We start from the raw sequence: 24793 nt of genomic DNA, 5'->3' as shown, positions 1-24793 counted from the left end.
CGCTTTTCATTAAAGCCTCGCCATGACCCAGACAGCACATCCCGACTCCGTTCTCATCGTCGATTTCGGCAGCCAGGTGACCCAGCTCATCGCACGGCGCGTGCGCGAGGCCGGCGTCTATTGCGAGATCGTCCCCTTTCAATCGGCCGAAGAGGGCTTCAAGCGCCTGCAGCCGAAGGCCGTGATCCTCTCCGGCAGCCCGGCGTCCACAGTGGACGAGGGATCGCCGCGGGCACCCCAGATCATCTTCGACAGCGGCCTGCCGGTCTTCGGCATCTGCTACGGCCAGCAGACGATGTGCATGCAGCTCGGCGGCAAGGTCGAAAGCGGCCATCACCGCGAATTCGGCCGCGCCTTCCTCGACGTCGACAAGGACTGCCAGCTGTTCGAGGGCCTCTGGTCCTCCGGCTCGCGCCATCAGGTGTGGATGAGCCATGGCGACCGGGTGACCGCGTTGCCAGAGGGTTTCGAGGTGGTCGCCACCTCTTCCAATGCCCCCTTCGCCTTCATCGCCGACGAGAAGCGGAAATATTACGGCGTTCAGTTCCACCCCGAGGTCGTGCATACGCCCGACGGCGCCAAGCTGATCGGGAATTTCATCCATAATGTCGCCGGCATCAAGGGCGACTGGTCAATGTCGGCATACCGACAGAAGGCGGTCGAGGAAATCCGCCAGCAGGTCGGCGACAAGCGCGTCATCTGCGCACTTTCGGGCGGCGTCGACAGTTCCGTCGCAGCGCTGCTGATCCACGAGGCGGTCGGCGACCAGCTGACCTGCATCCTCGTCGACCACGGCCTGATGCGCAAGGACGAGGCGGCCAATGTCGTCGCCATGTTCCGCGAACACTACAATCTGCATCTCCTGCATGTCGATGCGTCGGACCGTTTCATCGGCGAGCTCGAAGGCGTCAGCGACCCGGAGACCAAGCGCAAGATCATCGGCCGGCTGTTCATCGAAACCTTCGAGGAAGAAGCAAAGAAACTCGGCGGTGCCGATTTCCTCGGTCAGGGCACGCTCTATCCCGACGTGATCGAGAGTGTTTCTTTCACCGGCGGCCCGTCGGTGACGATCAAGTCGCACCACAATGTCGGCGGCCTGCCGGAGCGCATGAAGATGCAGCTGGTCGAGCCGTTGCGAGAACTCTTCAAGGATGAGGTGCGCGTGCTCGGCCGCGAACTCGGCCTGCCCGACAGTTTCATCGGCCGCCACCCCTTCCCGGGTCCCGGCCTCGCCATCCGCTGCCCCGGCGGCATCACCCGCGAGAAACTCGAGATCCTGCGCGAAGCCGATGCGATCTATCTCGACGAAATCCGCAAGGCTGGCCTCTACGACGCCATCTGGCAGGCCTTCGCCGTGCTGCTTCCCGTCCAGACCGTCGGCGTTATGGGCGACGGGCGCACCTATGAGTTCGTCTGCGCGTTGCGCGCCGTCACTTCCGTCGACGGCATGACGGCGGATTTCTACCACTACGACATGGAATTCCTCGGCCGCGCCGCCACCCGCATCATAAACGAGGTGCGCGGCATCAACCGGGTGGTCTACGACGTCACGTCGAAGCCGCCCGGCACGATCGAGTGGGAGTAGGGGGATTCATAGTTAGCTGTATCGAGCGGCTACATTGATTAATTGCTGGTCGAGTTGATTCAAGAAGCTAACAATTTAGAGTGCAGCACTTTCTTCAACGCGAAGATCGTTCAGTGTTCAGATTTCCAACGGCATTGTGCGCACCGATAGAAGCGGATCAGATAATTGGCGGCTTCCGGCGTCATCGTTCTCGCTGTCCGTCGCGATACTCTCGACGGTTCACGCGCACCTCGCACCTGAAGTCGTACGAACTTCGCCGCTCGCAGCGCATAGCGGCATGAGACCCGCGCTGACGAAGGTCAGGCTCACCCGGATGGGCGGACCGCCGTCGCGACAGCCGTCGCGGCTGCGCACTCGTCGAACCGCCCGACAGCGTCAGCATCGCGGCGACTTAACTGATGCGGGTTCCTTCTTCGCTCCCTACTCGGTCGTCGTCCTGCCACCTGCGCAGATCCGTCTGGTCGTGATAGCCCATGCGATCCGGCGTGGTGATGAACTCAATCGTCGTGCCCCATGGCATGCGGCAGTAGCAGACCTTGTTTCCGGGACCTTTCTCAGTGGCGTAGGGAATAGCGCGGGGCGCGGTAAGAGACGTGCCTCCGGCTTTTTCGAAGCGCTCTACCGATGCGTCGATGTCGTCGGTATAGACACCGAAGTGCGTAATGCCGAAGTCGCTTGACCGCGCTGGCCGGGCTTGTTCGGGACCGTGCATTTCGAAGAGTTCGATGTCAGGTCCGGTTCCGATTTTGACCATCGCCTGTGCACGCACGACCGTTCCGGGGAAAGCGCCGGTGGCCCGCTCGAATTCGGGCCCCTGCCGCGGCGGGTCCTGCGGTCCGAAGGACTGATAGATCACCTGGCCGCCGAAAGCTTCCACCAGGAACGATTTTGCTGATTCGATGTCGGGCACCGTGATGCCGATGTGATTGACGCCGCGAATGACAGGTGCGGTCATTGTCGTTTCCTTTCTTGTTTATCCAATTGAGCGCGATCGGGCGCAACTCGCCCTCAGTATCGCGATCCGCCCAGCTCAAGACGGGCGGCCGCAATCTCAGTTTGCCTTGAGGAAATCGATCAAAGCTGCCGCTACCTCGTCCGGCCGCTCGTCAGCGACATAGTGGCTGCACCGCTCAATCGAGCCGCCCGTCACATTGCTGGCGAACTCCTTAAGCATCGGGACCATATGCGCACCAAAGCGCTGATCCCCGCCGAGAGCTAGCACCGGTATCTCAAGCGGTTGCTTCTTATATTCGAGCGCGGCCGCATGGTCAGCGGCCAGCGTACGATACCATTCCATGCCACCGCGCGTGCGGCCGGGAAGGGCCATCGCTGTCGCGTAGATCTCGATGTTCGCCGGATTGAAGGTGCTGTGATCGTAGAACCGCTCCGCCATGAAGGCCGAAACATAATCATATTCACGGCCATGGATCAGGCGCTCGGGTAGATCCCGGTTCATATGGAAGCTGAAGTGCCAGATCCTTGCGGTCGTCGCTTCCCATTCGGACCAGCCGGGAAGCGGAACATCGAGAACGGCTAGGTGGGTAAGAGCCTCCCGGTAGATGGCAGCCTGCGGCAACGCCACCATTCCTCCAATGTCATGGCCGCAAACGGCGTAGCGTTCGTGGCCCAGGGCAACCATGACTTCGTGCGCGTCGCGCGCCATCGTCGCCTTGTCATAGCCGTCAAGCGGGCAATCGGAAAAACCCGCGCCGCGCAGATCCATGGCCACCACGCTAAATTGCTCGGCGAGCCGCGGCATCACGTGGTGCCATTCCCACCATGTCTCCGGCCAGCCGTGCAGCAGAAGGATCGGCGGACCGGAGCCCCCGGTGATGGCGTTGATCTTGATGCCATTCACCGGCACCAGTTGCTGGGTAAACCCCTTCAGAGTTGCGATCATGATTGCTTTCCAGTCGATCCATACAAACAAAGCTTACGGCCAGCGCTCAGGGCTGGTTGAAATCGGTGGCGATGGTGATATCGCGCCAGGCGTCGATATCGCTACGAAAAGAAGCTAGCTTTCGCTCGGCGATCGAATGCGCGATCGGGCCGAGCGGCAGATGAAGCGGGGCGTCATCGGCGTCGACCGCCTGCAGGATCACCGCGATCGCCTTGTCGGGATCGCCCGCCTGATTGCCGTTGTTGGTTTCGCGATAGTGCCTGCGCGAGCTCGCGGCGTATTCCGGCATCTCGTTGGCTGCCATCGTGATCGAGCGTCCAAGGAACTCGGTGCGAAACGGCCCCGGCTCGACGATCAGCACGCGGATGCCGAATGGCTTCAGCTCCCCGGCGAGCGCCTCGGAAATCCCTTCCACGGCGAATTTGGCGGCGTGATAATACCCTCCTCCGCCGCTGCCCGCGATGCCTGCGCCGGACGACATGTTAACGATCGTACCGCCCGAACGCCGCAGGACGGGCAGAGCCGCTCTGGTGGCTTCGATCAGACCGAAGACGTTTACCTCGAACATCGGTCGATATTCTTCAGGCGTGCCTTCTTCGATCGACCCGAACAGCCCGTAACCGGCATTGTTCACGAGCACGTCAAAGCCGCCGAATATCTCGACCGCCTTTGCGACCGCGGCCTTGGCTGCCGCCGCATCCGTCACGTCGAGCGGTAAGGTGATCATGCGGCCGCCAAAAGGCTCGGCCATTACCTCGATCGTCTTGATGTTGCGGGCCGTCGCGATGACCTGATCGCCGCGCTGCGCTGCAGCGACCGCCAGCCGCTGTCCGAAACCGCTCGAGCAGCCTGTGATGAGCCAAGTTTTCATTAGTTTGTCTCCGCGTTGTTTTCAGACGACGCCAAGCTGCCGCCGCCACGAACCGTCATATCGGCCATGATCGACCAGTCTTTGTCGCCGAGGCCCGCCAAGACGGCTTTACTGAGCCCCTCACGGACAGCTTCAAGCATCGGGAGCGTGCGTCCGATCTCCTTGCTGGCCTCGGTCGCCAGGCGCATGTCCTTGAGTGCGAGCTTGGCTTTGAAACCGGGCTCAAAGGACCGTTCCGTGATCTGCACGCTGTAGCTCTCATAGGCGCGGCCCGAGAAAAGCGTGCCCAGGATGAGTTCAAAGAAATCCGCACGGTCGAGGCCGACGCTCTCGGTCAGCACGACGCTCTCAGCCATCGCCTCGATGGCCATGGCGATCATCATGTTGCAGGCGAGCTTTGCCGTGTTTGCCCGAGCGGGGTTCTCCCCCAACCTCCAGACCCTTTTGCTGAGGGGAGCGAGCAGCGGCTCGATTGCGGCAACTGCATCGGCCTTCCCGGCCGCTAGAATGTTAAGCTGGCCACTCGCTGCCACGTTCGGCCGCCCGAGAACTGGTGCGGACACATAACCGAGGCCTGCCTCTTCGTGCAGCTGCTCCAGTTCTCGCGCGAAAGCGACCGAGATCGTCGATGTGACAACATGGGTCAGCCCTGGCTGTGCGCTTGCGAGCAGGCCGGCATCGAGGATCACCTCCCGAATGGCAGGGTCGTCGGATAGCATCGTGAAGGCGACGTCAGCCTGGAATGCATCCCCCGCGAGTTCGACAAGCGTCACCCCGCGAACGCTATCCTGGGCGACCTTGCTACGGTTCCAGGCTCGAACATCATGGCCTGCCTTCACTAGGTTCAGGGCCATTGCCGAGCCCATACTGCCGAGACCGATAAATCCGATCTGCATATTGTATCTCCTTTTGTTGGCATGAGAGCTGGGCGCAGGGCCGGACCCGGCCACCGGGCGATCGTCAGACCGAGACCCGCGCCGATGAGTTGGCTGGTCGCGATGCCGAGGCCACAGGGGTGGCTTCGGCGCATAGGTCACGAAACTTCCACAACCCTGAGCCTGACCATCAGGGCATCGGCTTCATTTGCTGGTCGCTTCGGCGATGACGTCGGCGACTTCGCGCGGATGCGAGATATAAACCGCATGGCTGGCACCGGGCACCTCGGTGACCTTCGCACTTGCCCGCTTGTACATAGACCGCTCCGCATTGGCGCTGACAGCCATGTCCAGCCCGGCCACGATGCCGTAGCTCGGCTTGGTCTTCCAGGCTGCGTGCTGCGTCTTGGTTCCGAGGATCTTCGCCGAAACCGGCACCTGCGAGTTAGTCATAAAATCCGTCTCGGCCTTGGACAGGTCAGCGGCGAATCCCGTCCGGAACTTCGCTGGATCGAACAGCAGGAAGCCGTCAGAAGTCGGCTTGAACGCGTCCGCGGTCGGACTCGGCCACTTCTTAAACAGATCGCCTACGCTCTCGCCAACATCCGGGACGATGGCCGCGACATAGACAAGTGCCGAAACCTTCGGTTCGACGCCGGCTTCGGTTATGATCTGACCACCATAGCTGTGGCCGACCAGGACGACCGGCCCATTTTGCTGCTCGATAGCGCGGTGAACCGCCTGAACGTCATCCGCCAGCGAAATATTCGGTTCCTGAACGATCGTGACTTTCAAGCCCTTGGCGATCAGGCGCTCATAAACGCCCCTCCAGCCGCTGCCATCGACCAACGCGCCATGGACCAAGATCACATTTTGGGCCGGTTGCGCGAAAGCGGAGGGCGCGCCGAACATCACTGCAAGAGCCGCAGCACCGAGATAGAGAGACTTGAGAGACATTTGCCGATCCTTCCGAATGACATGAGGTGATACACGAGAGACGGTCGATGGACCGATGGTGGGAATCTAGGTACTTAGATTTGTTCTTTAACTGACATAAATGTATTCTCGGCGTTCAGTTTTGTGCGGGTGTTGCGATGGAATGGAGTGACGTCAGAATTTTTCTTGCTGTTGCGCGATTCGGCACGCTCGGCGGCGCCGCGCGTTCTCTTCAGACAAGCCATCCGACCGTCGGCAGGCGTCTGCGCGCACTGGAGCAGGCGATCGGTCACACGCTCTTTCAGCGGACCGCGGACGGTCTTGTCCTGACCGAAGAGGGCCACGGGATCATCGCGCTGGCGGAGCAGATGGAAGAGGGCGCGCTGGCCATGGAGCGCCGGCTTGCGGGGCAGGAGCAGAACCTCAAAGGCAGTCTGCGCATTTCATCAGCGGACTGGTTCGGGGCCTACGTACTGCCTCCCATCCTGGCGGATTTTTCCAACGCCTATCCCAATGTCGACGTCGAGATCCTGACCGGCACTCGCCTCTTCAACCTCGCCCAGCGCGAGGCCGACGTCGCTTTTCGTATCGTTCCGTTCAACACCGCCGATGTCGTTCAGCGGCGGCTTTTCAGGCTCGAATACGGCGTCTACATCGCCGAGGAGTCGCCCGATCCCAAATATGGCGACGGGACTGGTTTCCGGCTGATCACTCACGATACGTCGACCGGGCAGTTTCCCGATATCGCTTGGCTCATCGAGAGTTTCCCCAAAGCGAAACCCGTTCTGCGATCGAACAACCGCAACGTCCAGGGGCGCATGTGTAGGCAAGGCGTCGGGATCGCCGTCCTGCCCCGCGTGGTCGGCGATCAGATCGCGGGTATCCGCAGACTGGAACTGCCGATGCCGCCGCCGGCGCGAGACATCTGGATGGGATATCACCGGGACCTACGACGCCTTCAGCGTCTTCGTGCGTTCATCTCGACCCTATCGGACCATCTCGTGAACGCGACCGCATGATGAGCGGCCCGGGGATGATTCAAGGTTCCCGGAGAAACACCAAGATCGCTGTGGTCGTCTCGGTGGGTCGCTCCTCGGCGATCCAGCGTCGCCGCGCAGCGTCCCCTAGGTATTGCGCCTGCCTTATCGCCTGCCACGATCAGTTCGGATCGGCGTTCGAGCTCAGGCATTAACCAATTGCAAAGTAAAATCAGTTGATCTAACTTGCTTCCTGTCGCTGCGCGCCGAACCGCACGCGGTGCGCGCCAAAAAGGGGAAGCTGGCATGGCTAAGCTCGTATTCGGGATGAACCAGTCGCTGGACGGTTACGTCGATCACACGGCCTTCGGGCCAAGTCCCATCCTCTTCCGCCACTTCGTCGAGCAGGCTCAGAGGCAGACGGGCAGCGTCTACGGCCGCCAGATGTATGAGGTCATGCGTTATTGGGATGAGGATCATCCCGAGTGGAATGCAGAGGAACAGGCCTTCGCAGCGGCATGGCGGAAGCAGCCGAAATGGGTGGTCTCGCGGTCGTTGACGTCGGTCGGCCCCAACGCCAGCCTTGTCGGGGATGATCTCGAGGGCGCGATGCGCGCACTAAAGGCCGCGCGTGACGGAGAGATCGAAGTTGCCGGGCCGGCCTTGGCGCAAAGCCTTACCGGACTCGGCCTGATCGATGAATATCACATCTACCTGCATCCCGTCGTGCTTGGCCACGGCAAACCCTATTTCGCCGGACCCCGGCCGCCGCTTCGTCTTGTGAGCCATGATCTGATCGACGAGAATGTGATCAAGCTGACCTATGTTCCTGCCTGATCTCATGAGCGGCAGAGAGCACACTCTGCGGAGGGCCCGCCGTTGTTCTGCGAACTCACCGCGCCAAGGCTCCCCAAGCTGGTGAGCTCGAAAACCTTTCCGAGGGGCGCGCTGGCGCGGGTCGAGATGTAGAGCCTCTGCAGGTTGTTCTGGGTAGCGAGACTGGTGATCCATAGTTTGAGTTTAACTTCCGTGAGGCCTGTGCCAATCCTGGCAGTTCGGCGGCGCGCATGTCCGAGTTGGGGTAGGCGACGACGTAGGCCCGCTCCTAAGGGCGGTCTGGATGAAGCGCTTGGCCCATGGCGCGGCAGTCGCTGGCCGCGACCGGGAGCAATTCTGAGCCGCCGCCCCGATCTCATTCGTCCAAATGTGCGCTTATTTGGGTATTGTCAGAACGACGCTGAGACCGCGTGGCGTGCGTTGCCGCAGTTCCAGGGTGCCTTGGTGGGAATGTATGATGTCTGCGACAATCGACAAACCAAGTCCGAAGCCTCCTTCGGCGCGAGACTGGTCCGACTTAAAAAAGGGTTCGAGCACTCGCTCTCGAAGCTCCCGGGGAATGCCAGGCCCGTCATCTTCAACGACGATCATCACGGCTTCCGGCCGCTCGACCATGGTCACCTCCGCCTTGCCTGAAAATTTAACGGCATTATCGCAAAGATTGGAAACCGCGCGCGTGATGGAGAGCGGCCGGCATCTGGCAAGAAGCCTGTTCGACCCGGTGTACCGGACGGCGTGGCCGATATCGGCGAATTCGCTGCAGACCGTTTGCAGAATGCTTGCGACGTCGACGAGCTCGATCATCTCGGTCGCATAGTCGTTTCGAAGATAGTTCAGGCTCTCAACGAGAAGGCTCTCGATACGATCGATATCGGAGAGCAGGGCGTCCTTCCGTGCGCTTTCCTCCATCCGCTCCACACGCAGCTTCAGCCGCGTTAGCGGCGTGCGCAGGTCATGGCCAATGCCGCGCAGCATGCGGGTTCGGGCTTCGATCATGAGACCGATCCGCCGACGCATGCCATTCAACGCCCGGGCCAATGCGACGATCTCAATTGTTCCTTGCTCTGGGAAGACGGGAGAACCGGTGGTGATATCGGAAACCCCTGCCGCATGCGCAATGCGCCGTATGGGTTCCGTGATCGCCCTGATTGCGAATATGAAGAAAAAGCCGATCAATACGAAAAAGGCGACAAAGTAATAGGGGCCGCGCCCCAGGAACGCGCTGCTCAGCATAGAATCCGGAAAGCCCGAGGTGATGACGATCGTGGAGTCGTCGACCCGAGCGGCGATCACGCGCCGGTCATCGAGAAAGGTCTGCCAGCCACCGATTGGCGGTTCGTTGTCAGGCGGAAACAACCGGGCAGCAGCAATGTCCAGAAAGCTCTGGCGGCTCGAAGCTCCTACAAACCGGCTCACGGTCGCCGCCGGCGCGAGTTCGATATCCCACTTGGCTCGACGTGCATTGGTGAGAATGATCTGCCGTTCTTCGGGTGAAGCGGGTCCGAGAAGCTCGGCGATGGCGTTCAGCTTTTCGGCAATGTTTTCGAGATCCGGTGCGGCAAGATCTTTCCTGGCCCAGCGCTCCACCGCGTCGCCCATGGTTACGATCGTCACCAGCGCCACCAGAATGATGATGGTGATCTGGCCGCGGATCGTCATCGTGACACGACGCAGCCGCCTAAACATCGGCCTCTTCCACCTGTCCGGTAAAAACGTACCCGCCGAGCCGCACGGTTTTGATAAGGAGTGGATCGCGTGGGTCCTTCTCGATTTTCTGCCTGAGGCGGCTGATGTGGACATCGATGCTGCGCTCGATCGGGCCGGCAAGGCCGGCATGCGTTACCGCAAGCAGCTGCTCGCGGGTCAGAACCCGCCCGGCGTTGCGGCAAAATGCCAGGAGCAGATCGAACTCGTGAGTCGTCATGGCAATCCTGGCCTGGGCCGGATCGTGAACTTGACGCCGAGCCGGATCGATCCGCCAGCCGTCGAAACGCAAAAGCCTATGTGCGAGCCTTACCCCTCGCTGCGCGGACAAGCCCGACCGACGCAGGAGGCCTTTGATCCGAGCCATGAGCTCCCGCAGGACGAAAGGTTTGGTGACGTAGTCGTCCGCGCCGATTTCCAGCCCGACGATCCGGTCAATGTCGGTGCTCAAAGATGTCAGCATCAGGATCGGGATGCCGCCGCCCGCGCGCAGGCGCCGGCAGAGACTAAGACCATCTTCACCGGGCAGCATCACATCAAGGACAACGAGATCAAAGGGCATTGCACGCATTTTCGCGTCCATCGCTGCGCCATCGCCTGCGAGCTCCGCATCCATGCCTTGCTCAACAAGGCTGTCCCGCAGCATTTCGGCGATTTGCCGATCGTCCTCGACGATCAGTATCCTCGGCCGTTCGACGGCCGCTCGCGCGCGTTCATCAATCAATCCGCCACCTCCGTTGATCCACCTCATCCTTATCATGCCAGGCGAGGCCGTCCTCGCCCGCGATTATGAAGAAATGTTTCTAAGGGCGCAGAACGGCCGCCGAAGCAGAAACAACTCTTAACAACATCCAACACGCGGTGCCGGCCGCGCATGGCACTTCTGAGGCGTGGCGTGCTTCCAGGTCGGTCTCGGGGGATGCGCGCAAACTCAACCTCGGAGCATTCATGTCTGCCTCTCTAAAACTGACCGCCGATCAGTCCCGGCTGTTGTCCATCGCCGTGGCGTCGCTATTCTTATCGACCTTTGCCGCGCAAGCCGCCGACTTCGGAAGCGGCGAACAGGCCGCCCCGGCCGCTCCGGACCCGGAGCGTTTCGGGCCGGTTCGCCAAGCGCTGCACGATTGGCACGTCGTCATCGGTGCTGGTGCCGTCTTGACACCGAAATACGAGGGGAGCGACGAGTTTGAAGTCTCCCCGTTCCCTTTCGTGTCCGCCGAATTCTTCGACCGGATCACCATCGATCCGACCGGCATCGAGATAAAGGCGATCGAGAAGGACGCGTTCCGGTTCGACGTCAATGTCGGCTACGACTCAGGCCGTGACGAAGACGATGCCGACATGCTGCGAGGGATGGGCGACATCGATTTTGGCGTGACCGTCGGCGGCAAAGCCACCTACACGTTCGGGCCTGCCAATGTCTTCGTCTCGGTCGACAAGACGATCGGCGGAAGCGAGGGCCTGCTGGCCACCGCCGGCGCGTCAATCTCGCAGCCTCTGTCGGAGCATCTCATCCTTGGCGCCGAAGCCTCCGCCACCTTTGCCGACGACAACTACATGGAAGCTTATTTCGGCGTCAACTCCACCCAATCGAGCCGTTCCGGTCATGCGCAATACAAGGCTGGAGCTGGCATCAAGAGCGTCGATCTCTCTGCCTCGGCCACTTACCTGATCAACGAGAACTGGGTGGTGAAGGGCGAGCAGGGCGTCAGCTTCCTGGTCGGAGACGCTGCAGACAGCCCGATCGTCAAGGAAAAGGTCCAGGCAAAAACCCTGCTGATGCTGGGCTACCGTTTCTGATCCAGGGCGACCAAACCATCTTCGCCGTTCAAATCCAAAGGGCCGCCGCCGCGGCGGCTCTGTACATCCCGCAATTAAAGAAGAATCGCGCAAGGAATGAAATCAGATGACCTCCTTTACGCCGCTGTCTCGTACGCTCCGCCTGCGGCAGGCCGACCGCCCGTCGCCAAGCCCAAGGAAGCGCCGTCTTGCTTGGATCTTGCTGCTGGCCGCGACCGCGCTCCCAATCCGCGCTCTCGCCGCTGACATCGAAGGACCGAAAGTGTCGGTTATCGCTGCGACAGCCCAGGTTCTCGAACAAAGCGTTTTGGTCGTGGGTACGATCGTTGCGCGGGAAACGACACTGGTCAACACCGATCTCTCCGGAGCCCGGATAGTCTCGATCGCCGCCGAAGAAGGCGATCTTGTCAGCCGTGGGCAGGTCCTCGCGACGCTGGATACGTCGAGGATCGATGTCGAGCTTCAACAGAACGACGCGCAGGCCGCGAGCGCGGCAGCACAGCTCGGACAGGCATCGAGCGCGCTCGACAATGCCATGATTTCGCAGGAAGAAGCCGAGGCGGATCTTATACGAGCCCAAAAGCTCGTCCCCAAAGGACTGATGTCTCAAGAAGCACTCGAGCAAAGGCAAAAGGCGCTTGCACGAGCGGAGGTGAGCGTGCGGGCCAGCAGACAGGCGGTCCGATCCGCGGAAGCTGCCATCAAGACCGTCGCGGCGGCGCGCAAAGATATCGAATTGCGACTGAGCTATACCAGGATTGTCGCACCGTCGGCAGGCCGGATCATCCACCGGTCCGCCAAGGTCGGCGCGACCGCCTCCTCATCCAGCGAGCAACTCTTCATCATCGCAAACGACGACCAGTTCGAACTGGAAGCAGAGATCCCGCAGGCTCAGTTCGACGTCGTGCCGGTCGGCGCCGTCGCTCATGTTCGTCTCGATGACAACCGTGAGGGTTTAACAAGCGCCGTTCGCTTCGTCGCCCCGGCGCTTGCCGATCGGACACGTCTTGGACGCGCTCGCATCGCCCTACCCCCAGGGTTGACAGCACCGATTGGCGCACTTGCCTCGGCGCGCATCCAAATCGGAAGCAGCAAGGGCATATTCCTGCCCGCGTCGGCAATTGCCGGCACCGGTGAGGAGCCATCGATCAAGATTCTCAGGGATAATCGCATCGAACGCAAACCGGTTCTGCTCGGCTGGCGCCAAGCCGGTTTCATTCAGATCCGCTCCGGCGTCAACGAAGGTGACTTGGTGGTGGCGAAGGCCGGGGGCTTCTTGGAGGCTGGTGAGCAGGCGATCCCGATCGTGGTGCAAGCCGACGCAAGCCTTTCGCAGGGTAACTGAGGTGATCCGATGAACATTTCCGCATGGGCGATCCGCACGCCGCTGCCCGTCATTCTCCTGTTCGTCATCCTCACCGCCCTTGGGCTGAAAAGCTACGCAACTCTGCCGATCACGTATTTTCCAGCCATCAACGTTCCGGCTGTCGGTGTAACCGTCGAAGAACCCGCCGCCGCACCCGGTCAGATCGAGACCGAGATTACCAGGCTCATCGAAAACAGTGTCGCGGGCCTTTCCGACATCAAAGAGATCAGCTCGATTATTTCGGAAGGTCGATCGGAGACTGCGGTCGAGTTCGAAATCGGGGTGCCGATCGACCGTGCAGTCTCCGACGTCAGGGACGCGGTCACGAAAATCCGTGATCGACTGCCAGCGGCGATCGATGAACCTATTATTGAGAGGATAGATTCCGAAAACCAGCCGGTCGCCACCTATTCGGCCCATAATAGCTCGATGTCGGCCGAAGAACTGTCCTTTTTCATCGATGACGTCGTCGTAAGGAAGCTCCAGGGACTGGACGGTATAGGCCGTGTCGAACTCGTCGGCACCGTCAATCGGGAAATCCACGTTCTCCTGAAAGCGGAAAGGCTCGCCCCTCTCGGCTTAACGGCGTCCTCCGTCAGCGACCAAGTCGCCGCAAGCCAATTCAATCTGCCGTCGGGGCGGGGGAATGTCGACGCGCAGAACATGACCGTTGCGACGAAGGCAGCAGTCTCAACCCTCGATCAACTCGCGACCATCCGTCTTTCCTTGCCGCAGGGAAAGAGTGTTTCCCTCTCCGACGTCGCCGTAGTCGCCGACACCACGGAGAAGCGGCAGGATTTTGCGCGCCTCGACGGCGAACCGGCGGTCGGATTTACCGTCTACAAAGCCTTGGGCGCTGGAGACGTCGATGTCGCTGAAAAGCTCGCCAGAGCCCTTGAGGAGATTGCCGGAACAAGCCCCGGAACAGAGTTCAAGATCGTCGACGACAGCGTGACGCTCACTCTCGCAAACTTCCTGTCGGCCCGCAGCACGTTGATCGAGGGGGCAATCCTTGCCGTAGTCGTTGTCTTCCTCTTCCTGCGCGATTGGCGCGCGACTCTCATTGCCGCCGTGAGCCTGCCCCTTTCGGTGATCCCGACTTTCTGGGTGATGGAACTGGCCGGTTTCTCGCTCAACATGCTGAGCCTGCTCGCGATCACGCTGGTCGCTGGAATTCTCGTCGACGATTCCATCGTCGAGATCGAAAACATTGTCCGTCACAAGAACCTTGGCAAAAGCGCCTTCAAAGCTGCAATCGACGCGTCCGACGAGATCGGCCTTGCCGTCATTGCAATCTCGGCCGCAATTATTGCGGTGTTCGCCCCTGTCGGAATGATGGCCGGAGAAATAGGGCAATATTTCCGCCAGTTCGGCTTGACGGTTGCAATCGCCGTCTTTTTCTCGCTTCTCGTCGCTCGCCTGGTGACTCCGTTGATCGCCGCCTACTTCCTGACCTCGCCGAGCAAGGTGCTCGTGGAAGGGCGCTTGGTCGCGGGTTATCGCGGCCTCGTCGATCTCGCCATCAGATGGAGATGGATCACAGCCGGACTGGCGGCCGGTCTCTTCGCCCTGACGATTGTTCTTGCCGGTTTTCTGCCGAGCGCGTTTCTGCCGGCGCAGGATACCGGCCGGATGACGGTTTCGATTGAGCTGCCGCCAGGCTCGACGCTTGCCGACAATGAAGAGGTGAGCGATCTGATCGCCCGTCGCCTCAAGACGATTGAAGATATCAAGACCGTGTTCGTACGCGCCGGATCGGGATCTGATGGCGTGCGTGATATCCGCAAGGCGGTCATTGTGATGACCATTGCGGACAGAGATCAACGCAAACTTCCGCTTTCCCAAATCCGGGAAAGAGCCGAGGCTCTATTGAGGGCCATTCCTGACCTTCGCTTCGAATTCGTCAACGATCGCGGAGGGCGGGATGTGTCTTTCGCAATCCTGAGCGCCAATGGTGAACAGGCGTCGACAGCCGCCCGGGCGATCCTAACCGAAATGCGCTCCAACCCGATGTTCGTCAATCCGGCTTCGTCAGAAGCGACGCGCCAGCCGGAACTCAGCGTGGTCGTGTCACCGGAACGGGCTGCCGATCTTGGCGTCAGCGCGAGAGAAGTCGCAACAGCAATCCGGGTCGCCACCTTGGGAGATGCCGATTCCAGGCTGCCGTCGTTCAAGGATAGCGGCAGACTGATCCCGATCCGAACGCTCGCTGAAGAAGCCGGGATAGATCGCTTGGAGAAGCTGCGACAGCTACGGATCATGACATCGTCGGGGGCCCTCCTGCCCCTTGAGGCGGTCGCACGCCTCGAGCAAGGCGAAAGCGTTTCTGTTATCAATCGCATGGAACGTCAGCGCCGGGTCGAGATCGGAGCGGACCTTGCCGTAGGAATCACGCAGGGCGAAGGTATTGCAGCGCTCCGGAACCTGCCCTCCGTCAGGGCACTTCCACCGGAGGTCGAATTGCTCGCAACCGGAGATTCCGATTCCAAGGACAGCGTTTTTTCAAGTTTTGCCTTTGCTATGATCGCGGGCTTGAGCCTTGTGGTGATCGTGCTCATCCTGCTGTTCGGCAACCCGCTCACACCATTGACGATCGTCACTCCTCTTCCGCTTGCGCTTTCAGGCGTCGTTGCCTCCCTCATCCTCACCGGCCATCCCGTGTCGCTGCCAGTCGTCATCGGCATCCTTATGCTAATGGGCATCGTCGTGAAGAATTCGATCATGCTGGTCGATTTTGCAGTTGAGCTAGAGCGGTCCGGCCTGCGGCGACGCGAAGCCACCATCGAAGCCTGTGCCGAGCGGCTTCGCCCAATCGTCATGACGACGCTGGCGATGGTAGCCGGCATGGTGCCGGCGGCTCTCGGCCACGAGATCGGTGGCGAGTTCAGGGCACCCATGGCTGTCGCGGTTATCGGTGGACTGATAGTTTCGACGGTCCTTTCGCTGGTTGTCGTTCCAGCGTGCCATGTCCTGATCGCCGACCTTAGCGATGTGATGAAACGCCTGGCGCGAATGAACGGATGTGGCGGCAAACCTGGTCGGTCTGAGGCTTAGGGCTCAGCGGCCATAAGTGACCTCGATCGAGGCCTTGTCGAGCGTGTTTGCCCTGACATAGAAGCCGACCATGGCGCCGGGCGCGGTATCGGGAAGCGGGAGCTTATCGACCTTGAGCGCATAGACGGTGAACTGGTAGCGGTGCGGCTTGTCGCCGACCGGCGGGCAGGCGCCGCCATATCCGGAGGTGCCAAAATCGGTACGGCCTTCCACGGCGCCTGCGGGAAGCTTCTTGTCACCGCTTGCGCCGGCGGCAATCTGCGAGATGTCCGCCGGAATGTTGAACACCGACCAATGCCACCAGCCGGAGCCGGTCGGGGCATCCGGATCGTAAGCCATGACGGCGAAGCTCTTGGTGCCCTCCGGAGCGCCCGACCAGACCAATTCCGGGGAAATGTTCTTGCCCGTGCAGCCAAAGCCGTTGAAGACCTGCGCGTAGGCCATGGGCTTGCCGGCGGCAAGATCCTTCGAAACGAGCTTCATTTCGGCCTGTGCGGCCGTCGCACCGAAGACGGAAGCGGTCATAAGTGCTGCTGAGATAAAACGCATGCTTGTTTTCCTGCGGTTGATGATGCCGGCAAACTATCGTCAGCGCGCAAACGCATCTGCCCCGCTCTGCTCAACTTCTGCCCCGCTCCGCTCAAACGCCCGGTGGCGCCGCGCACATGGCGTGCGCTGACGCCAAAGCGTTCCTTGAAGCGGGCTGCAAACTGCGACGGCGAGTCGTAGCCGACCTCCAGCGCAACCTGGCCATCGGCAATGTCCTCGTCTGGATAATAGCCAGGGCGCGGTTCATCCGGGTGTCGCCCAAGATTTCGCTGAAGCCGGTATGCTCGGCGGAGAGTTTACGCCTCAGCGTCGCTTCGCTCAAGCTGAACGCACGCGCCGCATGCGCCAGCGTCCAGCTGAAAGCAAGCCGCGCCAGATTGCGTCGGAGCGCATTCCGGATCGGGATAATCATCTTGAACAGAAGGGCTGGCGCGTTTATCTTACTTTTGTCTTACCAAAGGAGCCATGATCGATGGCGCGCGCTGAAAGCAGCATTACCACCATCTCCACTAAGGGCCAGGTTATTCTTCCCAAGGCCGTGCGCCAGCGGCGGGAGTGGGAGGCCGGAACCCGCCTGATCGTTGAGGAAACCCCGGAAGGAGTGCTGTTGAAGCAAGCGCCTGCCTTTGCGCCGACGGACCCGAGCGATGTCTTCGGCATGCTTCCCTTCAGCGGCAAGCCCAAAACCCTGGAAGACATGGAAGCGGGCATTTGGGCCGAGGCCCACCGGCGTCATGATCGCAATTGATACCAATCTTGTCGTCCGATATCTGACCGGCGATCATCCGGAACAATCTGCCCGCGCCCGTGAAATCATTGACGGGCAGGCCATTTTTGTCGCCGTTACAGTGGTGCTGGAAGCCGAATGGGTGTTGCGTAGCGTCTATGGCTATAGCAGCTCAGAAGTTGCTCAGGCACTTCGCGCTTTTGGCGGCCTGTCGACGGTAACGATCGAGGATTCTGCAACCATTGCTGTTGCTTTCGATCTCGTCGCAAAAGGAATGGATTTTGCCGACGCGCTGCACCTTACCAAAGGGGCCCATTGCGCAGCGTTGGTCAGCTTTGACCGCAAATTTCTGAAAGCAGCCCAAGCCGCAGGCTTTGAGACCGTGCGACAGGCCTGAAATCGCCGTCCGGGCGTGGCAGCCGCGGGCTCAAGCCACATCGCATTACCGCCTGCGGGACCTGCCGATATGATCGACCAGCGCGCGCAGCTTCAGCGGCTGTCTCTGGCGCCTGGGATAGTAGAGATGGAAGCCTGGGAAGGGCGGACAGAAATCCTCCAGCAGCGGCATGAGGTCCCCGCGCTCGATATAGGGCTGAAAGGTCTCCACCATGCCGAACGTGATGCCGGCGCCGGCGCAGGCCATGCGGATCATCATCCCCATGTCGTTGGTGGTGACGGCGGGATCGACGGCGACGTCGAAGTCGCGGCCGTTTTCGGTGAATTCCCAGCGATAGGGCGCAGTATCCGGACGGGGTCGCCAGCCGATGCAAGCATGGTTCTGCAGATCGCGCGGGTGGCGGGGACGACCGCGCCGGGCGAGATAACCCGGGGATGCGGCGGCGCACTGTCGCTGCGGCTTCGAGACCGGGATGGCGATCATATCCTGCTCGATCACCTCGCCCAGCCTTACGCCGGCATCGAAGCCGGCCTCGACGATGTCGAATTCGTCGTCGGTGATGGTGATATCGAGTTTGACGTCAGGGCAAGCCTCCATGAAACCGGCCAGCAGCGTGCCGGACAGAAAGCTCTCGGCGATCGAGGAAACGGTGAGCCGCAGCAGGCCGCTCGGGCGTGCCTGCATTTCCCTCACCATCTGCATCGCATCCTTGACCTGCCGGATTGAAGGGCGAACCGCATCGAAGAATGCCTCGCCGGCTTCAGTCAGGCTGACGCTGCGCGTCGTGCGCTGGATCAAGGCGACGCCGAGGCGATCCTCCAGACGCTGCAGGGCCTGGCTGACGGCGGAGCGGGTGACGCCGAGCCGCTCGCCGGCGAGCCGGAAATTCCGCGCCTCCGCCACAGCCAGAAAAACTGAAATACCTTCGAGATCGTCGGTTATTGGTTAACATTTCTAACCAACGCATCTCGGATTGGCAACTTAATGATCAGGACTGGACCCGCTATCTTTCCTTTGAAGTCAACGCAAGGACAGCGCGATGAGAAAGGGTTCAGATATCCGGTTCTGCAATTTTGCACGGCAATCGCCTGGCTGGCGCGGCGACGAGCTGGTCGGCCGCCGATCCCGTGAGCGTCCAAAAGCTTCAACAGCTCCAAACAAGCGAGAACAGAATGCAACACCATCCCTATGTCGGCATGTGGGTCACCGACGACGGCCGCGTGCGCCATGAACTCCTCCCCGACAATCGCTACGACGAGGCTCGCGGAAAGCGGGAGAGCGCCTATCGCGGACGCTACGAAATCACTGAAACGCATATCGAATACTGGGACGACACGGGCTTCACCGCCGACGGCGATTTCGTCGACGACAATACGCTCCATCATGCCGGCATGGTGCTTCGCCGCAAATGATCCGTCCGCAGTGAAACCGCAGAGAAGGTCGCATCGACGGCCGGAAAGGATGGCGACCATGTCTTCCACCACACCCATCTGGTTCATCACCGGCGCATCATCCGGCCTCGGCCGGGCACTCGCCGAAGCCGTCCTGGCCCGCGGCTGGCGGGCTGCCATTACCGCACGCAGACCCGATAGGCTTAGCGATCTCACAGCAGCGCACGCGGAGCGGGCGCTGGCCCTCACCCTCGACGTGACGGATGGCCGCTCCATCGCCGCTGCGGTCCACGACGCCGAGACGCATTTCGGCGCCATCGATGTCCTCGTCAACAATGCCGGCTACGGCTATCTCTCGGCGATCGAAGAGGGTGAGGATGCGGAAATACGCGCCCAGTTCGAGACCAATGTCTTCGGGTTGATCGCCGTTACCAAAGAGGTCCTGCCCGGCATGCGTTCACGCCGGAAGGGGCATATCTTCAACGTCTCTTCGCTCGGCGGTCTCGTGGCATTCGCCGCGACCGGTTATTACCACGCCAGCAAATTCGCGGTCGAAGCCCTGTCGGAATCGTTGTCCCATGAGGTCAAGCCGCTTGGCATCGACGTAACGATCCTGGAGCCCGGCGCCTTCCGCACGGATTGGGCGGGCCGGTCGATGGTCGAATCCAACACCGTCATCGAAGATTACGCCGAGACATCGGGCAAGCGCCGGCAGGCTACGCGCTCGATCTCCGGCAAGCAGCCGGGAGATCCCGTGCGGGCGGCGGCCGCTATCATATCGGCGTTCGAGGCGGATGAGCCGCCGCTGCGCCTGCTGCTCGGCGCACCTGCCCTGAAGATCGCCCGCGAACGGCTCGATGCGCTGCGCGCCAATTTCGACGCCTGGGCCGAAACGACGCTCAGTGCCGATTTTCCGGCCTGAGCCAACAAATCTCAGCCTGCCGCATCGGCGTCAGGCAATCATGCAAAGGAGCTTGAAATGGTGGATATCCGAGGGAAAGTCATCGCCATCACCGGGGCCAGCAGCGGCATCGGAGAGGCGGCGGCAAAAGTGCTGGCGGCCGCGGGCGCGCATGTCGTAATCGGCGCGCGGCGCACCGATCGCCTGGAGACGCTCTCCGGCGAAATCGCCGCACACGGCGGCAGCGTGCGTATGCGAAAGCTTGACGTAACCGACCGTTCCGAAATGGAGGCCTTTGCAGGCTTCGCCAAGTCCGAATTTGGCCGCCTTGACGTCATCGTCAACAATGCCGGCGTGATGCCGCTCTCACCACTCGACGCGCTCAAGGTCGACGAGTGGGATCGGATGGTCGACGTCAACATTAAGGGTGTTCTCTACGGCATCGCGGCAGCCCTTCCGATCATGAAGGCGCAGGGGTCCGGTCAGGTCATCAACCTGTCTTCGATCGGCGGCCACAGCGTCTCGCCGACGGCGGCCGTCTATTGCGCGACGAAATTTGCCGTCCGCGCAATCTCGGACGGGCTGCGGCAGGAAACCGACCGCATCCGGGTGACTGTCATTTCGCCCGGCACGACGACATCGGAACTGGCCGACACGATCACCGATCCGACAGCACGGGAAGCCATGAAAGCATTCAGAGCGATCACGATCAGCCCCGAAGCCGTCGCCAATTCAATCCTTTATGCCATCAGCCAGCCTGACGACGTCGATGTCAGCGAGATCATCATCCGGCCGACGGCCAGCCCGCATTGAACGGCCATTTCCCATCGAGACCGTCCCCGCTCAAAAGCCCAGCGACTGCTGGGCCGGCGGTGGCGGGCCGAGGTTGACGCCCTCGAGTTCCAGCATGCGGGCTTTCGATGACGACCCGCCGGGCGCCGAAAAGCCACCGATCTTGCCGCCTGCGGCGAGCACCCGGTGGCAGGGGATGATCAGGGCGATCGGGTTCTTCGCCATCGCCTGGCCAACGTCGCGGGCCGCTTCCGGCCCGGCGCCGAGTTCCTTTGCCAGCGCGCCATAGGTTGTCGTGCGGCCCCAGCCGACGCGCCTTGCTGCGGCGTAAATACCCCGGAAGAAGGCATCCTGGCCGGCGAGATCGAGTTCGACGTCGGAAAAGTCCGTTTCCTCACCCTGGAAGTAGCGTTTCACCGCCGCGACGGTCTCGAGCACCTGAGGCGTCGGCGCGCCCGGCTCGGCATCGCGCAAACGGCGCAGAAGCAGCCGCTCGGTAGCCTCCGCAGTTTTCGTCGGCAGCTGGAAACGGACAATGCCGGCGTGGCTCCAGGCAATACCGCAGAAACCGCCGGCGGTTTCGAAGATGAGATAGTGGTGCCTTGTCTCGACCATGACATCGCCTCCGTGTTTCGATGTCCCAGAGAATCATACGAGGCAGCCCCTGTTTCAACCCGTTTCTTGCGCATCATCGTTCTTTTTTTGTTCTTGCCCTTTCTCCTTCGCCCAATATCCTGGCGACTGGTCAACAGAGAGGCAGGCGATGATGCCTTGGAAGCGCGACGAATCAGACGATGGCCGTTGCACGGTTGAGGCCGGAATGCGGTCCGTGAGGCTTGCGCTCGCCAGATTTCCGCGCATAAAGCTGAAGGGGCCGTCAGGATGGCAAACGCGGAGCAAGGCAGGATGGACGTTTCGGAGATCATCATCCCAGGCGATACGCCGGGAACGGCGTGGCGGCTGCCGGTGCTGCGGTTTGCGGGCCGCGATCCGAAGGCGCCGAAGATCTATGTCCAGGCTGGGCTTCATGCCGACGAGTTGCCGGGAACGGCGCTTCTGCATTTCCTCGCAGAGCGGCTGCGGCAGGCGGAAAGCGAAGGCGCGATCGCAGGCGACATCACCATCGTGCCGCAGGCCAACCCGATCGGGGCCGCGCAATCGCATTTCGGCGAATTGCAGGGTCGTTTCGACCTCGGCTCCCGCACCAACTTCAACCGGGATTTTCCGCTGGTCTCCATTGTCGATCGGGCGGCGCTGATCGAAGACCTCGATGATTATCCGGCTACCGACAGTCTGAAGCGACAGCTCTTGCATATGGCGCTCGGCGCCGATCTTGTCCTCGATCTGCATTGCGACGACGAATCCCTGCAATATGCCTATCTCGATGAGGCTTTCTGGCCGGAGGCGGCCGATCTCGCCGCCGCGCTCGACATGCAGGCGGTGCTGCTTTCGGATGGCGAAAGCTCGGCCTTCGAGGAGGCCGTCGGATTTGCATGGAAATATGAAATTCCCGGCGAACGACAGTCCCGGCTGCCGGGCAGACTTTCGGTCACCGTCGAGCTGCGCGGCCAGCGCGACGTCGATCCGATGCTGGCGAAGCGGGATACGGACGGGCTCTGGCGTTTCCTTGCCCTCCGCGGCATCGTTCGCGACGAAAAGATTGCACCGGCTGAGTTTGCCGGTCCCGCCGTGCCGCTCGACAATGTCGAGATCATCCGCGCTCCCGAAGGCGGCGCCGTGCTCTTCCATCACACGATCGGCGACAGGGTTGCGGCGGGCGCGCTCCTGGCGACGATCGTTACCCGGCCGGGTCAGCCTGATGGCAGCATCGATTTGCAGGCGCCGCAGGATGGGCTGATCCTGACCCGAACCTCCGATCGGCTGGTGCGCCGGCGCGGCGATCTGATGAAGATCGTCTGCGCCAAGCCCAGCAAGGCCGCACGCAAGGCTGGCACGCTGGAGAATTGAGCAGGCGCGGCTTGGGATAAATGCCGCGCAGCGTTTGCGCCGGCGCTCGCGCATGCTATCCCGCTGCCATCACAGGGAGACTGATCGGGCATGGACGTCACCATCTATGGCATCAAGAATTGCGACACGATGAAGAAAGCCCGCAGCTGGCTGGAAGAACACGACGTCGCCTATGAGTTTCACGATTACAAGGCACTTGGTATCGACCGCGCCCATCTCGAAGCCTGGATCGACCGCGCCGGCCTCGACACGGTGCTCAACCGCGCCGGCACCACATTTCGCAAACTGCCCGAGGCCGAGCGCGAGGGCCTGAGCAGGGAGAAGGCGATTGCGCTGATGCTCGAACAGCCGTCGATGATCAAGCGGCCGGTGCTGGAGGCGGAAGGCAAGCTTTTGATCGGCTTCAAGCCGGAGATTTATGCCGGCACATTCGGCGACTGACAGGCAGATGTCCAAGACCACACGCGCAACACAGGTTCTTTCTCAGGCCGGCATCGCCTTTTCAGTGCACGCTTATGATTACGACCCGAATGCCGAGCGCGTCGGGCTGCAGGCGGCCGAAGCCTTGGGCGAAGCGCCGCATCGGGTGCTGAAGACGCTGATGGCGGAGGTGGATGGTAAGCCGGTCTGCGTCGTGGTGCCGTCGGATCGTGAAGTCAGCATGAAGAAACTCGCCAGCGCCTTCCGAGGCAAATCAGCCAATATGATGAAGCCGGCCGATGCCGAGCGGCTGACGGGCTATCACGTCGGCGGCATCAGTCCCTTCGGCCAAAAGAAGGTCGTTCCGACGGCGATCGAGGAGGCCACCCTTGGCGAACCGCTGGTCTATATCAATGGCGGTCAACGCGGGCTGCAGCTGCGGCTCGATCCGAAGGATGCACTGAAGGCGCTGAAAGCGGTCGGCGCGTCATTGATCGCCTGATCAGAGGAAACGAGCGAGCAGCGCCGTTATGTTTTTCGCCTCGCCTTCAGTAAGCTTGCTGCCGACATGGGACTCGATCGCTGCGGCATAGACAGCCCACATCCGTGCGCGAAGTGTTCGGCCGGCATCGGTAATTGCGACCCAGCGGCCGCGGCCATCGTCGGCGAAGACTTCGCGCCGGACAAGGCCCTCCCTTTCCAGCCGATCGATCAGCCGGGAAAGATTGTACTGCGCCAGCACTGTCCGCTCCTCGATCTCGTAGGGCCGCAGCCTGCCGTCTTGTGAGCGGACCAATTCCCAGAGCACGTCATACCAGGCAAGCGGCGGCATGCCGGCCGCTTTCAATTCGGCTTCGATCGCGCCGAGCAAGCGCTCCCGGGCGCGTATGATACACGTCCAGGCTGAAACGGCGGATTCGCTTGGTTTCGACCTAGTCTCAGACATAAATGCAATTACATCTATCTTGAATTCCGCTGCAAGCGGTATTAGATGCATTTGCATAGATCTCACTGCCGTCCTTTGCAAACCGCCAGGAGAATTGTTCATGCGCAAGCTTACCCTCATCAGCCATCACCTCTGCCCCTACGTGCAGCGCGCCGCGATCGCGCTTCATGAAAAAGGCGTGTCGTTCGAGCGCATCAATATCGATCTCGCCGACAAGCCGGACTGGTTCTTAAAAATTTCGCCGCTCGGCAAGGTGCCGCTGCTCCGGATTCAGGAGGACGATGGCCGCGAAGAGGCATTATTCGAAAGCAGCGTCATCTGCGAATATCTGGAGGAAACGCAGCCGGGTGCTGGGCTGCATCCCGCCGACCCGCTGACGCGTGCCCGCCATCGCGGATGGATGGAATTCGGCTCGTCCGTGCTTTCCGATCTCTGGGGCTATGAAACGGCCAGTGATAAGGAACAACTGGACGCCAAGCGCGAGGCGCTCGTCGCCAAATTCGCGACGCTTGAAAGGGCGCTCGCCGACGGCCCATATTTTTCCGGCAAAAATTTCAGCCTCGTCGACGCCGTCTTCGCGCCGGTCTTTCGGTATTTCGATGTTTTCGACAGGCTGGGAAACAGCGGCATCTTCGACGGGCTGGAGCGGGTGACGCGCTGGCGGAAAGCCTTGTCCGAGCGCGGGAGTGTGCAGGATGCCGTCGGCGAGGATTATCCGCAGCGGCTGATGCAGTTTCTGGAGAAGCATAATTCGGTCCTGCTCAAGCAGTCCGTGGCCGCTTGAGTCTGCGCTGAAA

At 61.2% G+C, this 24793-nt stretch carries 25 protein-coding genes and 3 pseudogenes; 15 read left to right on the top strand and 13 right to left on the bottom strand.

Going from position 1 to position 24793, the window contains the following annotated elements; translation table 11 throughout:
• Window positions 1-22 precede the first annotated feature (22 nt).
• A complete protein-coding gene (gene guaA / locus J0663_RS10240; protein WP_207244268.1) occupies window positions 23-1585 on the top strand; it encodes a glutamine-hydrolyzing GMP synthase in 1563 nt (520 codons plus the stop codon).
• A 391-nt stretch (window positions 1586-1976) separates the two neighbouring features.
• On the opposite strand, the gene J0663_RS10235 is transcribed toward guaA, so the two are convergent.
• The 5 genes from J0663_RS10235 to J0663_RS10215 all read right to left on the bottom strand — a co-directional run bounded on the left by J0663_RS10235 (window position 1977) and on the right by J0663_RS10215 (window position 6143).
• Window positions 1977-2540, bottom strand: a complete 564-nt coding sequence (locus J0663_RS10235) for a VOC family protein (protein WP_207244267.1) — start codon at window positions 2538-2540, stop codon at window positions 1977-1979.
• 96 nt (window positions 2541-2636) lie between these two features.
• Window positions 2637-3485, bottom strand: a complete 849-nt coding sequence (locus tag J0663_RS10230) for an alpha/beta fold hydrolase (protein WP_207244266.1) — start codon at window positions 3483-3485, stop codon at window positions 2637-2639.
• A gap of 46 nt (window positions 3486-3531) precedes the next feature.
• Window positions 3532-4356, bottom strand: a complete 825-nt coding sequence (locus J0663_RS10225) for an oxidoreductase (RefSeq protein WP_207244265.1) — start codon at window positions 4354-4356, stop codon at window positions 3532-3534.
• Entirely contained in the window at window positions 4356-5306 is a 951-nt protein-coding gene (locus J0663_RS10220; RefSeq protein WP_343075799.1) for an NAD(P)-dependent oxidoreductase, read from the bottom strand. Before J0663_RS10220 ends, J0663_RS10225 begins: the two co-directional genes overlap by 1 nt.
• 129 nt (window positions 5307-5435) lie before the next feature.
• A complete protein-coding gene (locus J0663_RS10215) occupies window positions 5436-6143 on the bottom strand; it encodes an alpha/beta fold hydrolase (protein WP_246590386.1) in 708 nt (235 codons plus the stop codon).
• Between the two features lie 182 nt (window positions 6144-6325).
• On the opposite strand from J0663_RS10215, the gene J0663_RS10210 reads away from it, so the two are divergent.
• Complete coding sequence (locus J0663_RS10210; protein WP_207244262.1) at window positions 6326-7186, top strand: LysR family transcriptional regulator; 861 nt, start codon at window positions 6326-6328, stop codon at window positions 7184-7186.
• Window positions 7187-7450: 264 nt separating this feature from the next.
• Complete coding sequence (locus J0663_RS10205) at window positions 7451-7981, top strand: dihydrofolate reductase family protein (protein WP_207244261.1); 531 nt, start codon at window positions 7451-7453, stop codon at window positions 7979-7981.
• A gap of 125 nt (window positions 7982-8106) precedes the next feature.
• On the opposite strand, the pseudogene J0663_RS31800 reads toward J0663_RS10205, so the two are convergent.
• The 3 genes and pseudogenes from J0663_RS31800 to J0663_RS10195 all read right to left on the bottom strand — a co-directional run.
• Window positions 8107-8308: pseudogene (locus J0663_RS31800) on the bottom strand (IS481 family transposase); the annotation flags it as partial.
• 48 nt (window positions 8309-8356) lie between these two features.
• On the bottom strand, window positions 8357-9667 hold the full coding sequence (locus J0663_RS10200) for an ATP-binding protein (RefSeq protein WP_207244260.1): 1311 nt from the start codon (window positions 9665-9667) through the stop codon (window positions 8357-8359).
• On the bottom strand, window positions 9660-10436 hold the full coding sequence (locus J0663_RS10195; RefSeq protein ID WP_207244259.1) for a response regulator transcription factor: 777 nt from the start codon (window positions 10434-10436) through the stop codon (window positions 9660-9662). Before J0663_RS10195 ends, J0663_RS10200 begins: the two co-directional genes overlap by 8 nt.
• Window positions 10437-10633: 197 nt before the next feature.
• Between J0663_RS10195 and J0663_RS10190 the strand changes: the two genes are divergently transcribed.
• From J0663_RS10190 to J0663_RS10180, 3 genes are all read left to right on the top strand, one after another.
• A complete protein-coding gene (locus J0663_RS10190; RefSeq protein WP_207244258.1) occupies window positions 10634-11485 on the top strand; it encodes a MipA/OmpV family protein in 852 nt (283 codons plus the stop codon).
• 199 nt (window positions 11486-11684) lie between these two features.
• The gene (locus J0663_RS10185) at window positions 11685-12830 is read left to right on the top strand and encodes an efflux RND transporter periplasmic adaptor subunit (protein ID WP_207244257.1); all 1146 of its coding nucleotides are present in this window, start codon (window positions 11685-11687) and stop codon (window positions 12828-12830) included.
• Between the two features lie 9 nt (window positions 12831-12839).
• Complete coding sequence (locus J0663_RS10180) at window positions 12840-15905, top strand: efflux RND transporter permease subunit (RefSeq protein ID WP_207244256.1); 3066 nt, start codon at window positions 12840-12842, stop codon at window positions 15903-15905.
• A 3-nt stretch (window positions 15906-15908) separates the two neighbouring features.
• Here J0663_RS10180 and J0663_RS10175 read toward each other — a convergent pair whose 3' ends face one another.
• Window positions 15909-16454, bottom strand: a complete 546-nt coding sequence (locus J0663_RS10175) for a YbhB/YbcL family Raf kinase inhibitor-like protein (protein ID WP_207244255.1) — start codon at window positions 16452-16454, stop codon at window positions 15909-15911.
• Window positions 16455-16493: 39 nt separating this feature from the next.
• Window positions 16494-16818 (bottom strand): annotated as a pseudogene (locus J0663_RS31200) (helix-turn-helix transcriptional regulator); the annotation flags it as partial.
• Between the two features lie 108 nt (window positions 16819-16926).
• On the opposite strand from J0663_RS31200, the gene J0663_RS10170 reads away from it, so the two are divergent.
• Together J0663_RS10170 and J0663_RS10165 are read left to right on the top strand one after the other, a co-directional pair.
• Window positions 16927-17202, top strand: a complete 276-nt coding sequence (locus tag J0663_RS10170; RefSeq protein ID WP_207244254.1) for an AbrB/MazE/SpoVT family DNA-binding domain-containing protein — start codon at window positions 16927-16929, stop codon at window positions 17200-17202.
• A complete protein-coding gene (locus J0663_RS10165) occupies window positions 17189-17578 on the top strand; it encodes a type II toxin-antitoxin system VapC family toxin (RefSeq protein ID WP_207244253.1) in 390 nt (129 codons plus the stop codon). The genes J0663_RS10170 and J0663_RS10165 overlap by 14 nt, the downstream gene beginning before the upstream one ends.
• Before the next feature lie 45 nt (window positions 17579-17623).
• Here the strand turns inward: J0663_RS10165 and J0663_RS10160 are convergent, their stop codons facing one another.
• Window positions 17624-18520 (bottom strand): LysR family transcriptional regulator, encoded by an 897-nt coding sequence (locus tag J0663_RS10160; RefSeq protein ID WP_207244474.1) that lies wholly within the window; start codon window positions 18518-18520, stop codon window positions 17624-17626.
• A 42-nt stretch (window positions 18521-18562) separates the two neighbouring features.
• On the opposite strand from J0663_RS10160, the pseudogene J0663_RS10155 reads away from it, so the two are divergent.
• From J0663_RS10155 to J0663_RS10145, 3 genes and pseudogenes are all read left to right on the top strand, one after another.
• Window positions 18563-18990, top strand: a pseudogene (locus J0663_RS10155) (Atu4866 domain-containing protein).
• Between the two features lie 49 nt (window positions 18991-19039).
• Window positions 19040-19891 (top strand): oxidoreductase, encoded by an 852-nt coding sequence (locus J0663_RS10150; RefSeq protein ID WP_375336996.1) that lies wholly within the window; start codon window positions 19040-19042, stop codon window positions 19889-19891.
• A gap of 57 nt (window positions 19892-19948) precedes the next feature.
• Entirely contained in the window at window positions 19949-20683 is a 735-nt protein-coding gene (locus J0663_RS10145) for an SDR family oxidoreductase (protein WP_207244251.1), read from the top strand.
• A gap of 30 nt (window positions 20684-20713) precedes the next feature.
• Here J0663_RS10145 and J0663_RS10140 read toward each other — a convergent pair whose 3' ends face one another.
• Window positions 20714-21277, bottom strand: coding sequence for a methylated-DNA--[protein]-cysteine S-methyltransferase (locus J0663_RS10140; RefSeq protein ID WP_207244250.1), 564 nt, complete (start codon window positions 21275-21277; stop codon window positions 20714-20716).
• 291 nt (window positions 21278-21568) lie between these two features.
• Here J0663_RS10140 and J0663_RS10135 point away from each other — a divergent pair, with 291 nt between their 5' ends.
• From J0663_RS10135 to ybaK, 3 genes are all read left to right on the top strand, one after another.
• Entirely contained in the window at window positions 21569-22630 is a 1062-nt protein-coding gene (locus J0663_RS10135; RefSeq protein WP_207244249.1) for a M14 family metallopeptidase, read from the top strand.
• 90 nt (window positions 22631-22720) lie between these two features.
• Window positions 22721-23071, top strand: coding sequence for an ArsC family reductase (locus J0663_RS10130; RefSeq protein WP_207244248.1), 351 nt, complete (start codon window positions 22721-22723; stop codon window positions 23069-23071).
• Between the two features lie 7 nt (window positions 23072-23078).
• Window positions 23079-23552 (top strand): Cys-tRNA(Pro) deacylase, encoded by a 474-nt coding sequence (gene ybaK / locus J0663_RS10125; RefSeq protein ID WP_207244247.1) that lies wholly within the window; start codon window positions 23079-23081, stop codon window positions 23550-23552.
• Here the strand turns inward: ybaK and J0663_RS10120 are convergent, their stop codons facing one another.
• The gene (locus J0663_RS10120) at window positions 23553-23996 is read right to left on the bottom strand and encodes a MarR family winged helix-turn-helix transcriptional regulator (protein WP_207244246.1); all 444 of its coding nucleotides are present in this window, start codon (window positions 23994-23996) and stop codon (window positions 23553-23555) included.
• Between the two features lie 100 nt (window positions 23997-24096).
• Between J0663_RS10120 and J0663_RS10115 the strand changes: the two genes are divergently transcribed.
• A complete protein-coding gene (locus J0663_RS10115) occupies window positions 24097-24780 on the top strand; it encodes a glutathione S-transferase family protein (protein ID WP_207244245.1) in 684 nt (227 codons plus the stop codon).
• Window positions 24781-24793 lie beyond the last annotated feature (13 nt).

Origin of the sequence: Rhizobium lentis, assembly GCF_017352135.1 — a bacterium.
GTDB classification, from domain to species: Bacteria; Pseudomonadota; Alphaproteobacteria; order Rhizobiales; family Rhizobiaceae; genus Rhizobium; species Rhizobium lentis.
Note: the sequence above shows the minus strand (reverse complement) of the source record. Positions and strands in the feature narration are given on the sequence as shown.

Excerpts from the sequence above, each read along its gene's own strand:
- J0663_RS10225 (WP_207244265.1), bottom strand. The coding sequence starts at position 4,356 with ATGAAAACTTGGCTCATCACAGGCTGCTCGAGCGGTTTCGGACAGCGG.
- J0663_RS10165 (WP_207244253.1), top strand. The coding sequence starts at position 17,189 with ATGATCGCAATTGATACCAATCTTGTCGTCCGATATCTGACCGGCGAT.
- J0663_RS10135 (WP_207244249.1), top strand. The coding sequence starts at position 21,569 with ATGGACGTTTCGGAGATCATCATCCCAGGCGATACGCCGGGAACGGCG.
- J0663_RS10145 (WP_207244251.1), top strand. The coding sequence starts at position 19,949 with ATGGTGGATATCCGAGGGAAAGTCATCGCCATCACCGGGGCCAGCAGC.
- J0663_RS10205 (WP_207244261.1), top strand. The coding sequence starts at position 7,451 with ATGGCTAAGCTCGTATTCGGGATGAACCAGTCGCTGGACGGTTACGTC.
- guaA (WP_207244268.1), top strand. The coding sequence starts at position 23 with ATGACCCAGACAGCACATCCCGACTCCGTTCTCATCGTCGATTTCGGC.
- J0663_RS10140 (WP_207244250.1), bottom strand. The coding sequence starts at position 21,277 with ATGGTCGAGACAAGGCACCACTATCTCATCTTCGAAACCGCCGGCGGT.
- J0663_RS10175 (WP_207244255.1), bottom strand. The coding sequence starts at position 16,454 with ATGCGTTTTATCTCAGCAGCACTTATGACCGCTTCCGTCTTCGGTGCG.
- J0663_RS10230 (WP_207244266.1), bottom strand. The coding sequence starts at position 3,485 with ATGATCGCAACTCTGAAGGGGTTTACCCAGCAACTGGTGCCGGTGAAT.
- J0663_RS10210 (WP_207244262.1), top strand. The coding sequence starts at position 6,326 with ATGGAATGGAGTGACGTCAGAATTTTTCTTGCTGTTGCGCGATTCGGC.
- J0663_RS10115 (WP_207244245.1), top strand. The coding sequence starts at position 24,097 with ATGCGCAAGCTTACCCTCATCAGCCATCACCTCTGCCCCTACGTGCAG.
- J0663_RS10190 (WP_207244258.1), top strand. The coding sequence starts at position 10,634 with ATGTCTGCCTCTCTAAAACTGACCGCCGATCAGTCCCGGCTGTTGTCC.
- ybaK (WP_207244247.1), top strand. The coding sequence starts at position 23,079 with ATGTCCAAGACCACACGCGCAACACAGGTTCTTTCTCAGGCCGGCATC.
- J0663_RS10215 (WP_246590386.1), bottom strand. The coding sequence starts at position 6,143 with ATGTTCGGCGCGCCCTCCGCTTTCGCGCAACCGGCCCAAAATGTGATC.
- J0663_RS10195 (WP_207244259.1), bottom strand. The coding sequence starts at position 10,436 with ATGAGGTGGATCAACGGAGGTGGCGGATTGATTGATGAACGCGCGCGA.
- J0663_RS10120 (WP_207244246.1), bottom strand. The coding sequence starts at position 23,996 with ATGTCTGAGACTAGGTCGAAACCAAGCGAATCCGCCGTTTCAGCCTGG.
- J0663_RS10200 (WP_207244260.1), bottom strand. The coding sequence starts at position 9,667 with ATGTTTAGGCGGCTGCGTCGTGTCACGATGACGATCCGCGGCCAGATC.
- J0663_RS10150 (WP_375336996.1), top strand. The coding sequence starts at position 19,040 with ATGGCGACCATGTCTTCCACCACACCCATCTGGTTCATCACCGGCGCA.
- J0663_RS10130 (WP_207244248.1), top strand. The coding sequence starts at position 22,721 with ATGGACGTCACCATCTATGGCATCAAGAATTGCGACACGATGAAGAAA.
- J0663_RS10180 (WP_207244256.1), top strand. The coding sequence starts at position 12,840 with ATGAACATTTCCGCATGGGCGATCCGCACGCCGCTGCCCGTCATTCTC.
- J0663_RS10235 (WP_207244267.1), bottom strand. The coding sequence starts at position 2,540 with ATGACCGCACCTGTCATTCGCGGCGTCAATCACATCGGCATCACGGTG.
- J0663_RS10170 (WP_207244254.1), top strand. The coding sequence starts at position 16,927 with ATGGCGCGCGCTGAAAGCAGCATTACCACCATCTCCACTAAGGGCCAG.